This is a genomic window from Euhalothece natronophila Z-M001, assembly GCF_007904085.1.
Lineage (GTDB): Bacteria > Cyanobacteriota > Cyanobacteriia > Cyanobacteriales > Rubidibacteraceae > Halothece > Halothece natronophila.
On the sequence record NZ_CP042326.1, the window covers coordinates 2,150,994 to 2,164,634 of the forward strand.

14 protein-coding genes are annotated in these 13,641 nt (G+C 41.2%); 9 read left to right on the plus strand and 5 right to left on the minus strand.

All coding sequences use genetic code 11. The features are described from left to right. Nucleotides 1-41 precede the first annotated feature (41 nt). Both lipB and FRE64_RS10500 read left to right on the plus strand, forming a co-directional pair. Complete coding sequence (gene lipB / locus FRE64_RS10495; RefSeq protein ID WP_146296025.1) at nt 42-680, plus strand: lipoyl(octanoyl) transferase LipB; 639 nt, start codon at nt 42-44, stop codon at nt 678-680. A gap of 26 nt (nt 681-706) precedes the next feature. Continuing rightward, nucleotides 707-1,588, plus strand: a complete 882-nt coding sequence (locus tag FRE64_RS10500; protein WP_146296026.1) for an alpha/beta fold hydrolase — start codon at nt 707-709, stop codon at nt 1,586-1,588. Nucleotides 1,589-1,629: 41 nt separating this feature from the next. Here the strand turns inward: FRE64_RS10500 and FRE64_RS10505 are convergent, their stop codons facing one another. After that, nucleotides 1,630-2,079 (minus strand): ATP synthase subunit B family protein, encoded by a 450-nt coding sequence (locus FRE64_RS10505; protein ID WP_146296027.1) that lies wholly within the window; start codon nt 2,077-2,079, stop codon nt 1,630-1,632. 62 nt (nt 2,080-2,141) lie between these two features. Next, nucleotides 2,142-2,717, minus strand: a complete 576-nt coding sequence (gene coaD, locus FRE64_RS10510; RefSeq protein ID WP_146296028.1) for a pantetheine-phosphate adenylyltransferase — start codon at nt 2,715-2,717, stop codon at nt 2,142-2,144. 193 nt (nt 2,718-2,910) lie between these two features. Here coaD and glyA point away from each other — a divergent pair, with 193 nt between their 5' ends. The 7 genes from glyA to FRE64_RS10545 all read left to right on the plus strand — a co-directional run bounded on the left by glyA (nt 2,911) and on the right by FRE64_RS10545 (nt 10,347). Beyond that, on the plus strand, nt 2,911-4,194 hold the full coding sequence (glyA, locus tag FRE64_RS10515) for a serine hydroxymethyltransferase (protein ID WP_146296029.1): 1,284 nt from the start codon (nt 2,911-2,913) through the stop codon (nt 4,192-4,194). Nucleotides 4,195-4,379: 185 nt separating this feature from the next. Then, the gene (locus FRE64_RS10520; protein ID WP_146296030.1) at nt 4,380-5,435 is read left to right on the plus strand and encodes an MraY family glycosyltransferase; all 1,056 of its coding nucleotides are present in this window, start codon (nt 4,380-4,382) and stop codon (nt 5,433-5,435) included. Further along, nucleotides 5,432-6,679, plus strand: coding sequence for a competence/damage-inducible protein A (locus tag FRE64_RS10525; RefSeq protein WP_146296031.1), 1,248 nt, complete (start codon nt 5,432-5,434; stop codon nt 6,677-6,679). The genes FRE64_RS10520 and FRE64_RS10525 overlap by 4 nt, the downstream gene beginning before the upstream one ends. Nucleotides 6,680-6,685: 6 nt before the next feature. Continuing rightward, nucleotides 6,686-6,943 (plus strand): hypothetical protein, encoded by a 258-nt coding sequence (locus tag FRE64_RS10530; protein ID WP_146296032.1) that lies wholly within the window; start codon nt 6,686-6,688, stop codon nt 6,941-6,943. Nucleotides 6,944-6,964: 21 nt separating this feature from the next. Beyond that, nucleotides 6,965-8,320 (plus strand): glutathione-disulfide reductase, encoded by a 1,356-nt coding sequence (gene gorA / locus FRE64_RS10535; protein ID WP_146296033.1) that lies wholly within the window; start codon nt 6,965-6,967, stop codon nt 8,318-8,320. A 146-nt stretch (nt 8,321-8,466) separates the two neighbouring features. Next, on the plus strand, nt 8,467-9,570 hold the full coding sequence (locus FRE64_RS10540) for an AI-2E family transporter (protein WP_146296034.1): 1,104 nt from the start codon (nt 8,467-8,469) through the stop codon (nt 9,568-9,570). Nucleotides 9,571-9,591: 21 nt separating this feature from the next. Further along, nucleotides 9,592-10,347, plus strand: a complete 756-nt coding sequence (locus FRE64_RS10545; protein ID WP_146296035.1) for a TIGR04283 family arsenosugar biosynthesis glycosyltransferase — start codon at nt 9,592-9,594, stop codon at nt 10,345-10,347. On the opposite strand, the gene FRE64_RS10550 is transcribed toward FRE64_RS10545, so the two are convergent. From FRE64_RS10550 to hemE, 3 genes are all read right to left on the minus strand, one after another. Next, nucleotides 10,348-11,307, minus strand: coding sequence for an NAD-dependent epimerase/dehydratase family protein (locus FRE64_RS10550; protein ID WP_146296036.1), 960 nt, complete (start codon nt 11,305-11,307; stop codon nt 10,348-10,350). It lies immediately after the preceding gene. Between the two features lie 10 nt (nt 11,308-11,317). Then, entirely contained in the window at nt 11,318-12,340 is a 1,023-nt protein-coding gene (locus tag FRE64_RS10555) for an alpha/beta hydrolase family protein (protein WP_146296037.1), read from the minus strand. Between the two features lie 177 nt (nt 12,341-12,517). After that, a complete protein-coding gene (hemE, locus tag FRE64_RS10560) occupies nt 12,518-13,561 on the minus strand; it encodes a uroporphyrinogen decarboxylase (RefSeq protein WP_146296038.1) in 1,044 nt (347 codons plus the stop codon). Between the last annotated feature and the right edge of the window lie 80 nt (nt 13,562-13,641).

A 13,641-nucleotide genomic window follows, 5' to 3' on the forward strand; every position in this document is an offset into this window, starting at 1 on the left:
CAACCAATGACCAATGACTAATGACCAATGACTAATGACCAATGCGACGTTGCTACTTAATCAATCAGGGAGTCATTGCTTATGAGGAAGCATGGGAACAACAGCGATCGCTGATTGACCAACGTATTGAAAATCCCGAGTTAGACGATGTATTAATTTTATTAGAGCATCCCCCAGTTTATACCCTGGGAACGGGGGCAACGGAAAATTACCTCAAGTTTGACCCTAATAATAGTTCCGTACCATTATATCGCACAGAAAGGGGAGGAGAAGTCACTTATCACTGCCCTGGGCAAATTGTAGGCTACCCGATTTTAAACTTACACTATTATTACTGTGATCTGCACTGGTACTTACGACAATTGGAAAGCGTTTTAATCCGCACAATAGAGGGATATGGGTTAACAGCAAAGAGAGAAGCTGGATTAACAGGAGTTTGGGTAGAAGGAGTAAAAGTAGGCGCGATCGGGATTAAAGCTAAACGCTGGATTACTATGCACGGCTTTTCTTTGAATGTGTGCCCAGATTTAAGCGGTTTTTCAAAAATTGTCCCTTGTGGGATCAGCGATCGCGCTGTTGGCAGTCTCCAACAATTTTTACCTGAGATTACTTGCCAACAAGTCCGCCAAGATATTATTACCCATTTTGCCGAAATTTTCGAGGTTGAATTTTACAGCTAACTGCTATCAAGAATTATATTAAAAAAATGCTAGCAAGAATCCAAAAAAATTGGAAACAGGGATTCATCCCAACTAATAATATTCAACTCCATTATGTGAGTCAGGGGGAAGGGCCATTAATGGTTATGCTTCACGGATTCCCTGAATTTTGGTATTCTTGGCGATATCAAATTCCCGAATTTGCCCAAAGTTACCAAGTAGTTGCCCCCGATTTAAGAGGGTATAACGATAGCGAAAAACCACAAGAGATCTCTGCTTATGCCATGACAGAATTAGTGGAAGATGTCAAAGGAATTATTGAAGGGTTTGGCAATCAAAAAGGTATTTTAGTCGGTCATGATTGGGGAGGCGCGATCGCGTGGCACTTTGCTTATGCTTATCCCGAAATGCTAGAGAAATTAATTATTATGAATCTTCCTCACCCTGCCGAATTTAGTAAAGGCTTAAAAACGCCTCAACAATTATTAAAAAGTTGGTACATTTTCTTTTTCCAATTGCCTTTTTTACCAGAATGGTTTTTATCTGGGAATGACTATAGCGCGATCGCGGCTGCCTTTAGAGAAATGGCTATTGATCAAACTGCTTTTACCCAAAAAGATATTGAAGCCTTTAAAGAGGCTGCTGCTAAACGTGGCGCATTAACAGCAATGATCAATTACTATCGTTGTGCCTTTCGAGATTTATTGGAAGTCAGTAATAGAAATTGGGGCGTGTTAGAGATTCCAACCTTAATGATTTGGGGAGAACAAGACGCTGCCTTAGGTAAAGAACTAACTTATGGGACGAAGAACTATGTGAAGGATTTGAGAGTTCGCTATATTCCCAACTGTAGTCATTGGGTGCAACAAGAACAACCAGAACTGGTTAATCATTATATGCGAGAGTTTTTACAGGAGACTTTTGCTTAATTCAGTTCTTTATTAATATTCTCCTCATTCTGCCCTAGTAACTAACTTGCTTTTCGCTTAGGAGCTTTGCGCTTAGGGCGTTCTGGCTCTTGGGATTCTTTGAGAGCTTTACGACCATTTTGAGTCACATGCAACATTTCTCCCAAACGTTCTTCTAAACTATTTAAAACCCAATCCGCATACTGATCAGCATCCCGTCGCAACTCCTCACACTCGCTATAAGCTTGTTGGCGGAGCTTTTCAATTTCTTGCAATGTCTTCTCGTGTAACTGTTGACAGTGTTGTTCCGTTTCCGCCTGAATTTGATAAGCCTCTTGTTGAGCTTCTTGAATAATTCCACTCTGGTTTTTAATTTGTCTCGCCTCTTGTTGGGCTTGTTTAAGAATTTGTTCCCGTTCAGTCTGGGCTTGCTGGAGAATTTTCTGCTTTTCCTCCAAAATATAATAGGCTTGTTCAAACGCATCAGGGAGACTTTCCCACAGACTATCCATTTGTTGAAAAAACTGATTTTCATTGACAAATTTATAGGGAGTTAAAGGGAAATTATGGCTACTTACAAGGAACTCCTCCAGTTGTTGAAGTTTTTCTTGGATGATGAGTTCTTCGGAGGAAGGTTGTTGATCGGATGAGTTGGATTGGGATTCACTTGGGGAGTTTTTGTGTAACATTTATATACTTCTAGGGCGACACTTTTAGGAATTAAATGCTCAACTGAGCCACCGAACCGAGCAATTTCTTTAACCACGCTACTGCTTAAAAAACTGTACTCATTGGAGGTTGCCAAAAAAACAGTTTCCATATTCTGCCAGAGGGTTTGATTCGTATGTGCCATTTGTAACTCTTTTTCAAAGTCTGATAGCACCCTTAACCCTCTTAGTAGCACTTTTGCATCACGTTGCTTGGCATATTCTACCGCCAACCCGTCGAAATGATCGACCTCTACGCCAGATAAATCCTGAGTACAGTTTTGAATTTGCTGAATCCGTTCTTCCACGGAAAACAAAGGTTGCTTATTCGGGTTAGATAAAACAGCCACAATAACGCGATCAAACAATTGCGTTCCGCGCTCAATAATATCAAGATGACCAAAGGTTATGGGATCAAAACTACCAGGGTAAATGGCAATCACCAGTTTTTAAAAGACAAAATAGAGCCTACAGTGAGGATTATAGTCTTAGACGGGAAATTATACAAAGGGGTTCTACTTTGCCATTTAAGGAGATTCGCTATACCATAACAAGGTGGCTCGATCTTGAGAAAAAAGAGAATCGCGTTAAAGTAACAAAGTAGAGCAAGTAGTAAAAGAGAGGACTCATAGAAAAGTGACTGAAGATAACTTAGACTTTTTAACCAAAGCGGATCCCACTGTATCGGGAATGCTACAAAAGGAATTACAAAGACAAAGAGAACACCTTGAACTCATTGCCAGTGAAAACTTTACCTCTCCGGCGGTAATGGCAGCTCAGGGGTCTGTTTTAACCAATAAATATGCAGAAGGACTCCCTGGAAAACGCTATTATGGGGGTTGTGAATTTATCGACCAAGTAGAGCAATTAGCCATCGATCGCGCTAAGGAACTGTTTGGGGCAGCTAGTGCTAATGTTCAACCTCACTCGGGGGCGCAAGCTAATTTTGCGGTATTTCTTACCCTCCTCAACCCAGGGGATAAAATTATGGGGATGGATTTGTCTCACGGCGGACACCTGACCCATGGTTCTCCTGTGAATGTTTCTGGGAAATGGTTTGAAGCTGTTCATTATGGGGTAAACCAAGAAACTGAACAACTCGACTATGATGAAATTTTAGAATTAGCTCGCAAAGAGCAACCAAAGTTAATTATCTGTGGCTATTCTGCTTACCCTCGGATTATTAATTTTGAAAAATTCCGCGCCATTGCTGATGAAGTCGGTGCGTATCTCTTAGCTGATATTGCTCACATTGCTGGCTTAGTCGCCAGTGGTCATCATCCTAACCCCGTTCCCCATTGTGATGTCGTGACTACCACCACCCACAAAACTTTACGTGGCCCCCGTGGTGGCTTAATCCTCACCCGTGACCCAGAATTAGGGAAAAAGCTCAATAAATCTGTCTTCCCAGGAACTCAGGGTGGCCCCTTAGAACATGTCATTGCTGGTAAGGCTGTGGCTTTTGGGGAAGCGCTTACTCCTGACTTTAAGGCTTATTCTGGGCAAGTGATTGAAAATGCTCAAGCCATGGCGAAACAACTACAAAGCCGAGGCATCAAAGTAGTTTCGGGTGGCACCGAAAATCATCTGCTGTTAGCTGATATGCGTTCTGTTAAGCTAACTGGAAAACAAGCGGATCAGCTTGTCAGTGAGATTAATATTACGGCAAATAAAAATACTGTGCCCTTTGATCCCGAATCGCCTTTTGTCACCAGTGGCATACGTTTAGGATCTCCTGCAATGACGACCCGTGGCTTTGGTACTAAAGAGTTTACTGAAATTGCCAATATTATTGCGGATCGTCTGCAAAATCCTGAAGATGAACAGGTTAAACAAGCCTGTAAACAGCGCGTAGAAACTTTGTGTAAGCAATTTCCACTCTATCCACACTTAAATATGCCTGTTCCAGCGATGGCGTAGTAACTGATACCATTTTCAAAAAGCTAGGTTACAGTAGATCCCCCCTTCGCCCCCCTTTATTAAGGGGGGTTGGGGGGATCGTAGTAGTAGCACCAGTTGATCGAAATGGTATGACAAAATTTGACTTGTACCTAACCCCTTAGCAGTGTCATGATAGATTTATTTCTGAATTCTGGATAATGCTCATGTCTGCTGAGTGGTACTTTCTTCTCGCCTTCGCTTTTGGAACAAGTCTTGTGGTTGCCGTAACGCCAATTGTGAAGAAAATTGGCATCGCAACCAAACAAGTTGATAAACCAGATTTACGGAAAATTCATACCTTCCCCATCGTTCGCATTGGGGGGGGTTCTATTTTTATCGCGATTATGTTAAGCCTTGGGATTCTCTATGGCGTTCAAGGCTGGGCTTTTCTCGATTCAGAAGCAGTCAATAGGTTAATTATTATTATTCTTGGGGGATGTGCCTTTTTTGCCATGGGGTTAGCCGATGATATTTGGGATTTATCTGCCTTTTATCGCTTGAGGTTGCAGTTTTTGGTGATTGTTGGACTGTGGTGGCAAGGATTACGGGTGGATTTATCCTTTTTGCCTTGGGATAATTCTTTTCTATTGGGAGGATTGAGTTTACTAATTACCTTCTTATGGCTAGCTGGTGTGGCAAATGCGGTAAATTGGATTGATGGCATGGATGGTTTAGCTGGGGGGGTAACAGGGATTATTGCCTTTGCAACTTTATTTATTACCCTAGAAAACGGAAATTATGGGGTTGCCCTATTAATGGCGACCACTGCTGGAAGCGCGATCGCGTTTTTATGGTATAACTTCCACCCTGCCGATATTTTTATGGGGGATGGGGGATCAAATTTTCTCGGCTTTCTCTTAGCGGCTTCAAGTTTAGCTGGCATTGCCAATGAACCAGGGTTAGGAAATACCCTTGCCCCGTTTGTCCTTCTAGCTGTCCCGATTGGTGATATGCTAGTGGTGATTACTGCTCGTTTACGTGCTGGAAAATCTCCGTTTATTGCCGATCAGATTCATATTCATCACCGTCTATTGGCAAAAGGAATTTCTCAAACCATGACGGCGTTATTTCTTTATACTTTAACCTTATGGGTAGGAACGTTGGCGTTAGTTTTCTGTAATTTTGAACGTCCTTGGATTTATTTTGCCCCTGCTACAGTGGTTCTGTTAGGAATGACGTGGCAAGTGCAACGCAGTCGTAAGCAAAAAAAGGAACTATGAGCGCGGAAGTTATTTGTGTGGGAACAGAATTGCTGTTAGGGGATATTCTTAATAGTAATACGCAGTTTTTAGGACGACAGTTAGCTGATTTGGGGATTCCTCACTATTTTCAGACAGTGGTAGGAGATAACCCTGAACGCATTAAACAGGCGATTAAAATTGCCAGCGATCGCGCTTCTCTTCTCATTTTTACAGGAGGATTGGGGCCAACGCCAGATGATCTCACCACAGAAACCATTGCTAGTTTTTTTGAAACCCCTTTAGAAGAACGACCAGAATTAATTGCCGATATTAAAGAAAAATTTGCCCAGCGCAAGCGCACCATGTCGGAAAATAACCGTAAACAGGCGTTAATGCCCAAAGGAGCGAGTATTTTACCGAATCCCATGGGAAGTGCCTCAGGGATGATTTGGCAACCACGTCCTAATTTAACGGTTATGACCTTTCCAGGAGTGCCAGCAGAATTACATCGGATGTGGCAAGAAACGGCGGTTCCCTTCTTAAAACAGGAGGGTTGGGGGGCAAATGTCATTCTCAGTCGGACGCTGCGATTTTGGGGCATTGGCGAGTCAGATTTAGCCGAAAAGGTGAGTGATTATTTCGATTCCACCAATCCTACTGTTGCCCCCTATGCTTCAAAAGGAGAAGTACGGTTACGAGTGTCAGCACATGCCGAAAGCAAAGAAGGCGCGATCGCGCTTATTAATCCCATTCAACAACGGATTCAAGAAATTGCGGGATTAGACTATTTCGGCTGCGATGACGACACCCTTCCCAGAGTGACAGGAAAACTGCTTTTAGACACCAAGCAAACCGTAGCCGTTGCCGAATCTTGTACAGGTGGGGGGTTAGGCGCAATGTTAACCTCTGTATCTGGTAGTTCTGGTTATTTTCGTGGGGGAATTGTCGCTTACGATAATGAAGTTAAACAGCAGTTATTAGGAGTTAAAGCCGAATCTCTCAACCAAGAAGGGGCAGTAAGTGGCACGGTAGCCAAGGAAATGGCATTAGGGGCTAAAAAACAGCTTCATAGCGATTGGGGATTGAGTATTACAGGCATTGCTGGCCCCACAGGGGGAACTGCGGAAAAGCCTGTAGGCTTAATTTACTTAGGAATTGCTACCCCAGAGGGAGAAGCTGATCAGGTAGAATTACGACTAGGACAGCAACGCTTACGAGATACCATTCGTCATATTAGCGCCTGTCATGCTCTCGATCAGTTGCGACGAAAACTTTCTGCATAAGAAGTTATGGAAGCCTTTAGCCCCGTTCCTCCCAGTTGGACAGAAAACGCCATTCATTCCCTTGATTTCCATTGTCCCAGTTGTGGGGCAACTGCAGCCGAAGCTGAGAAAGTTTGGCTTAATCGTCGCGCTCCTGTAATTGGAGATAATTATGAGCGCAAATGGCAAGAATTTTATTCCTGTCAATGTGGCGAGGTATGGTGGGGATGGAGTAGTGATCGACCTCCCTCTGATCTCCTAGAGAATGAGGAATCAACACAATAGTAGCTAAAAGGACGAATTGTTATGGCTTACGATTATGATTTATTTGTCATTGGTGGCGGTTCTGGAGGCATTGCTGCAGCCAGACGAGCGACAGAATATGGCGCAAAAGTGGGATTAGCGGAGTTTGATCGCTTAGGCGGAACTTGCGTTAATCGGGGCTGTATTCCTAAAAAGTTAATGGTTTATGCCTCTCATTTTCCCCATTGGTTTGAAGATGCCAAAGATTATGGTTGGTCAGTGGGAGAAGCCAGTTTAGACTGGAAAAAGATGACCACAGCAGTTAATGGGGAAGTGGCTCGCCTCAATGGCGTTTATCAACGAAATTTAGATAAGGCTGAGGTGACCGTTTACCGAGGCTATGCCCAATTTGTAGATGCCCATACCCTGACCATCGGTGACGAAAAAATTACTGCCGATAAAATTTTAATTGCTGTGGGGGGGATTCCAGAAAAAATAGATGCCCCTGGAATTGAGCATACCATTGTCTCTGATGATATGTTCACTCTTCCCGAACAACCGAAGCGATTTGTGGTACTCGGTGGCGGCTACATTGGGGTAGAATTTGCTTGTATTCTCAATGCGTTAGGCTCACAAGTTACCCAAATTATTCGCCGTCCTTACATTTTACGAGGCTTTGATAATGATCTGCGTGAGCATTTGCAAAATAGCCTCATTGAAGAAGGGTTACAGGTACTTGATGATACGGAAGTTAAATCCATTGAAAAGACAAAAGAAGGGCTGAAATTAACCACAAAAGGCAATCATGAAGAAACCATTACTGCTGATGTAGTGTTAACGGCAACTGGGCGCATTCCTCGTTTAGAAAAACTAGGTTTAGAAAATACTGATGTGAAAGTCAAAGATGGCGCGATCGCGGTTAATGATTATAGTTGTACCACTGTTCCTAATATTTTTGCTGTGGGCGATTGCACGAATCGGATTAATCTTACTCCCGTCGCCATTCAAGAAGGAAGAGCCTTTGCTGATACGGAATTTGGTGGCAAAAATCGGGTTATGAGCCATGAAAATGTCCCTTCTGCTGTGTTTAGTAGCCCAGAGGCGGCTAGCGTGGGATTAACCGAACAAGATGCGAAGGCAAAATACGGAGACAATGCCATTGATATCTATCGAGCCAAATTTGGTTCCACTTACTTTAGCTTAACCCGTCGTAAAGAAAAGGCGATGTTAAAGTTAGTGGTAGAAAGAAACAGCGATCGCGTTTTAGGGGCGCACATGGTAGGAGAAGCCGCTGCTGAGATTATGCAGGGTGTTGCTGTTGCCGTGAAAATGGGCGCGAAAAAAGCTGATTTTGATGCCACTGTAGCTATTCACCCTTCAGTTGCAGAGGAGTTTGTCACCATGCGAAATCCTCTTTAAGTTAACAATAGTTTTCCCTTTTCCTAATCAGTAGGAGAAGGGAATTACAAAATCTCTGCGCGATCAATGGTCTAAAATCAAGTAAGAAAAAAGAATTTTGTGTTTACAATAGAACCAATGTTAAGAAAAATTTTAATGTTGGTGCTATGTTACAAGAATATGAGCGCGCTACTGATAGCCCCATTGCTTCGTGGCTAAAAGACTTTCAAGCCAGCATTCCCAATTGGATTCTCGTTTTATTAATGTTTCCGCTCATTATTCTTGACGGTTGGCTATTTTTAGTCGTCATTGACTATTTTAATCAGTTAATTACTACCTTTATTGCTGCCACATTACTAGCATTTTTATTAAACTATCCCACTCAGGTTCTAGAGAAATTAAAGGTTAGACGTAGCTATGCGGTTCTCATTGTCTTTTTTAGTACCCTAATAATATTTGCCTTAATTGCCCTTTTTAGTCTTCCTTTAATTATTGATCAATTTGAAAAATTTCGTAATCAAATCCCGATGTGGATCGATTCTTCTGAAAGTCAATTAGAACAGTTAGCCACTATCTTTAATATTGACTTTAGTGAATGGAGCGATGATTTACAAAGAAGCCTTAAAAGTCAAATTCAGTCCTTTTTAAAAGACTTGCCGAATTTAGCCTTAGGAACATTGGGAAATTTTCTGCAAATTTTCTTTATTTTAGTATTAACGGTTTTTCTAGGCATTTTTTATAAAGGGTTATTACAAAATACTGTAGAAACCTGGTTTCCAGTTACCAGTCCCCAAGTGCTGCGATCGCTGCGGAGAAACTTTAATAGTTATGTGGTTAATCAATTCACCCTTGCTATTTCACTAACAGCCTTTATGATTCCAACATTTTGGTTGCTTAACGTTCCCTTTTATTTACTATTTGCCCTAACTATTGGCATTATGGGAGTTATTCCCTTTGGTGCGATTTTAACCATATTTTTAATTAGTTTTTTGTTAGGCTTAAAAAGCATTTGGCTAGGGTTAAAAGTATTAGTGGTTGCCATGATTATTGACCAAATTATTGAAAACACTGTGACACCTCGTCTTTTAGGAACTTTAACAGGACTCAATCCCATTGTCGTTCTATTTTCTCTCATGGTGGGAGCAAGAATTTCGGGGTATTTAGGAGTCTTAATTGCTGTTCCAATTACTGCAACGATTAAAAGTACTCTTAGATTATTATCTCAAAAAAGCTCTGAATTGTTAGAAGAGCCTCCAATAAAAAATTACTAATCAATTAATATCTGTAATTAAATGGCTGATGTTTCTATTATTATCCCTACTTTTAATGAAGCTAGATATATTAAATCCACTCTTAATTCTCTTCAGGTTTTAACCCCACCTGCAAAAGAAATCATTATTGTTGATGGTGAAAGTCAAGATAAAACACTTTTCTTAATTCAAAACTTTATTGATCAGACTTCTCTTTCGTCAGTTATTAAGTGTATTAGCACTTCACCGAGTCGTAGTCAACAAATGAATAAAGGCGCGGAAATAGCCACAGGAGATTATTTATGCTTCCTGCACGCTGATACTTATGTTCCTCCTGATTTGATTACAATTATTGGTAAAACCCTTCTTAATCCTTCTATTGCTGGGGGTGGATTTATTTCAATTATGTGTGGAGACTCTTCCACTCGTTGGGGGATATCTTTACACAACTTCCTCAAAACTTATTATACGCCTTTACTGTTTCGTCCCCATTTATTTTTTACAAAACGATTACGAATTTTATTTGGAGATCAAGTGATCTTTTGTCGTCGTCAAAACTTTCTAGATTGTGGCGGTTTTGATACGAATCTTCCGATTATGGAAGAGGCTGACTTCTGTTTGCGGTTATGTCAATATGGTCATATAAAACAAGTTAATCGCATTGTTGAATCTTCAGATCGTCGCGTGGCAAAATGGGGAGCAGCAAAAGCTAATTTAATCTATTTAATGATTGGCTTCTTGTGGGGAATGGGAGTTTCAGCGCAATGGTTAAAACAGTTTTATGATGAAATTCGATAATTACATCTTATGTTGCTGGAAAACATCCATTAAGGTAGGGCAATATGCTTTTAAGCCAAAAGTTTGAGGATTAATAGGAGTTTGATGGCTAAAGTGCCGATATTGCAGACAAAATTTATCCCATTTTGCCATTTCAATCCGAAAGATAACAATCAGAATATTTGCCAGCGTGAGGGATAAAGGAATGCGAAAATAAATACGCTTTCCAAAATACTGACACAGGGTTTCAATGAGTTGATTCGCACTAATGCGAGGACTTCCTAAAACAATTTCTCTAGTTTGGGTTGAGGGATTTTGTATTAAATAATGAACCGTCGTGGCAATATCTTTACCGTGAATAAAATGGAAGCTACCATCAGCTTTCAGCCAACGGGCTAAGTTAACCCATTTTCCTACTTCAGGAAGCCCAGAGGAAATATGAGAATGGGGTTTATTGTCATCACCTCCTAAGACAAGAGTTGGGAAAACAATGGTTAATTTCGAGGCAAGGGGATGTTCTTTAATGCGGAAATAACACTCATATTTAGAACGAATATATTCAGTTCCTAATTCCCCTGCTTGCGGTAACGGCTGGTGATAATAGTCGAGAATACTAGCAGTAGAAAAGTAAATAATTTGCTGACAAGTATTACTATCTAATAAGTCTAATAGTTCTAGATTTTTCTCAACATTAATTCTAAAGGTTTCTTCTTTTCCTCCCCAAATTGTTGCAGCAAGGATAGCAATATCAATGGTTTTGAGTAAGTCTTGAAATTCATTGATATTCTCTAAATTACCTTCTAGAAGATGAATCCCCGATTGCCTTCGGCAAATGGCAGAGCCATATCGCGCTTTTGTATTAAACTGAACTTTAGCCACATTTCTAACTAAGAAAAACAGTTCATGATCGCTATTTTCGATTAATTCTTCAGCAAGATAATGACCAACACAACCACTTCCACCCGTAATAAAAATTCGCATTCCTAATAATTTACTTTCTTTGCCAACGATCGCCGTCTTCTAAAACTTCCCGTGGCTGATCACTATTCAACCAATTCTGTGCTAAGTGATCATCTTTTAACCAAGCATCCCAAAAAGCGGTACTAAGGGCGAGAATAGCACGATGATGATTAGGATTAAAAGCACCTGGCATTCTGTCTTCATCAACAAAGACAAAATGATCTGCTCCATCTAAGACTAACTCATATTTATTACCACGTGGTAAAGCAGGAAAGATTGCCAAACGATCTTCAACTCTCGCTGTTCCCACAATAGCCATATCCTTTGTGCCAGTCATTAGCATCCAAGGGATATCCACTGCGTTAAAGGCTTCTTCAGGGGAATGGTAGGGTGGGGCTTGCGGGCTTAACATTAAAGCAGCATCAATGCGATCATCCTGAAAAGGGGTTTCTTCCTGTCTCATATTTTGACCACCTAGCGCTTGAGTCGTTAACGCCCCAAAAGAATACCCTGACATTCCGATTTTATCTAAATTCATTCGCCCTGCCAGATCGTGTTTCCTTTTTTCATTCCAAGCCTCTAGTTGATCTAAAACCACAGGAATATCTTGAATACGCAATAAGTAATTTCGCCAGTTAGCAGCTTGGTGTAACCTTTGAAAATTTAATCGTCTTGACTGATTTTCCAAAATTGCGCGATCGTCGCTGCCTGGATGTTGAACAAACACTGCTGTATAGCCACGAGATGCCCAATGTTTGCCTAAATACTGGCTACTTTCACGGGATCCTCCTAACCCATGACTATAGATAATTACAGGGCTAGGAGAAGAGTTTTCGGGGAGATAGACTAAAATGGGTAGGGTGCGTTCCCGTTGTGCATCATTAACGAGTAACTCTAGAGTTTTCACATCATTATCAGGAGTTGCCAAGGGATCATAAACATCAGATTGGACAATGGGGGTTTCTAAAGAATCAGCAGTGGTTTCTCTAATTCCTAAAGGAAAAAGGATGCTGATTAAACCAATTAAGCAAATTTGTTTGATGTTAAAAGTCATTAGTCATTGGTCATTAGTCATCAGTCATTGGTTTACGAAGGACAAAGGACAAAGGACAAAAAACAAAGGACAAATATTGCCTTGCTTCTATGGGAATTAGTGGAATCAATCATACTTTATTATTGAACTCGTTTTTACTGGGGTGAATTTCACCCCTTTAACTTAATTCTAAATCAATCACTCAGCTTGTTTGGCGACTTCAAAGAAATGTCGAACATTATCTTCAGGAGTACCAGGTAAAACGCCATGCCCTAAGTTTAGAATATGTCCGCGATTTTCTCCTTTGCGAATTGTCTCTAAAACGCGATCGCGAATAAAGTCTTGCGATCCAAATAAAACCCCTGGATCAATGTTGCCTTGAACTTTTGTATCTTGTCCTAAGCGTTGTCTGCCTTCTGCAAGATCCACTGTCCAATCTAAACTAATAATATCAAATCCCGTTTTGCCCATGCGTTCTAAAACGCCAGCACTGCCACTAATATAGAGAATTAAAGGCGTGTCAGGATGAGTTTGTTTAACTTCTTCGACCACTCGTTTTTGGTAAGGTAAAGCAAAGGTTTCATAATCTTGAGGGGAAAGTTGACCTGCCCAAGAATCGAACATTTGGACAACTTGTGCGCCACAGTCGATTTGATACCGTACATATTGCGCGATCGCGTCAGCCACTTTTCCTAAAAAGGTATGGAGTAACTGAGGCTCTTTAAACGCCATCCCTTTGATATTAGAATAATTCTTAGACGTTTTCCCTTCAATGGCATACGCTGCTAAAGTCCAAGGCGCACCAACAAAGCCTAAAACCGTTGATTGGTTTCCCACTTCTTCTCGTAAGGTTTTCAAAATAGTTTTAATAAAGGGGAGAGAGGCTTCAGGATCAAGGGGACGCATTTGATCGACTTGTGCTTGGGTACGAATCGGCGGATCAATAACCGGCCCTTTGTTTTCCACAATATCAAAATCAATGCCAATTCCCGGAAGAGGGGTTAAAATATCGGAAAAGAGAATCACCCCATCAGGCTTAAAAGCTCGCCAAGGTTGTAAAGAAATTTCAATGGCGAGGTCTGGATTCTCGGAGCGTTCCCGAAAACTAGGATATTTATCTCGTAAGTCCCGATATTCTTTCATGTAGCGTCCGGCTTGACGCATCATCCACACGGGTGGACGTGATACACTTTCCCCACGGGCAACTTTTAAAAGAGAAGGAAGTTCTTGCTGGCTTGCCATAGATGGTTCTTAAAGTTCTGAATATTTAAGCGCAATCGTTAGCTTATCATTTTGTTCATAGCAATAGTGACACTTCTCCA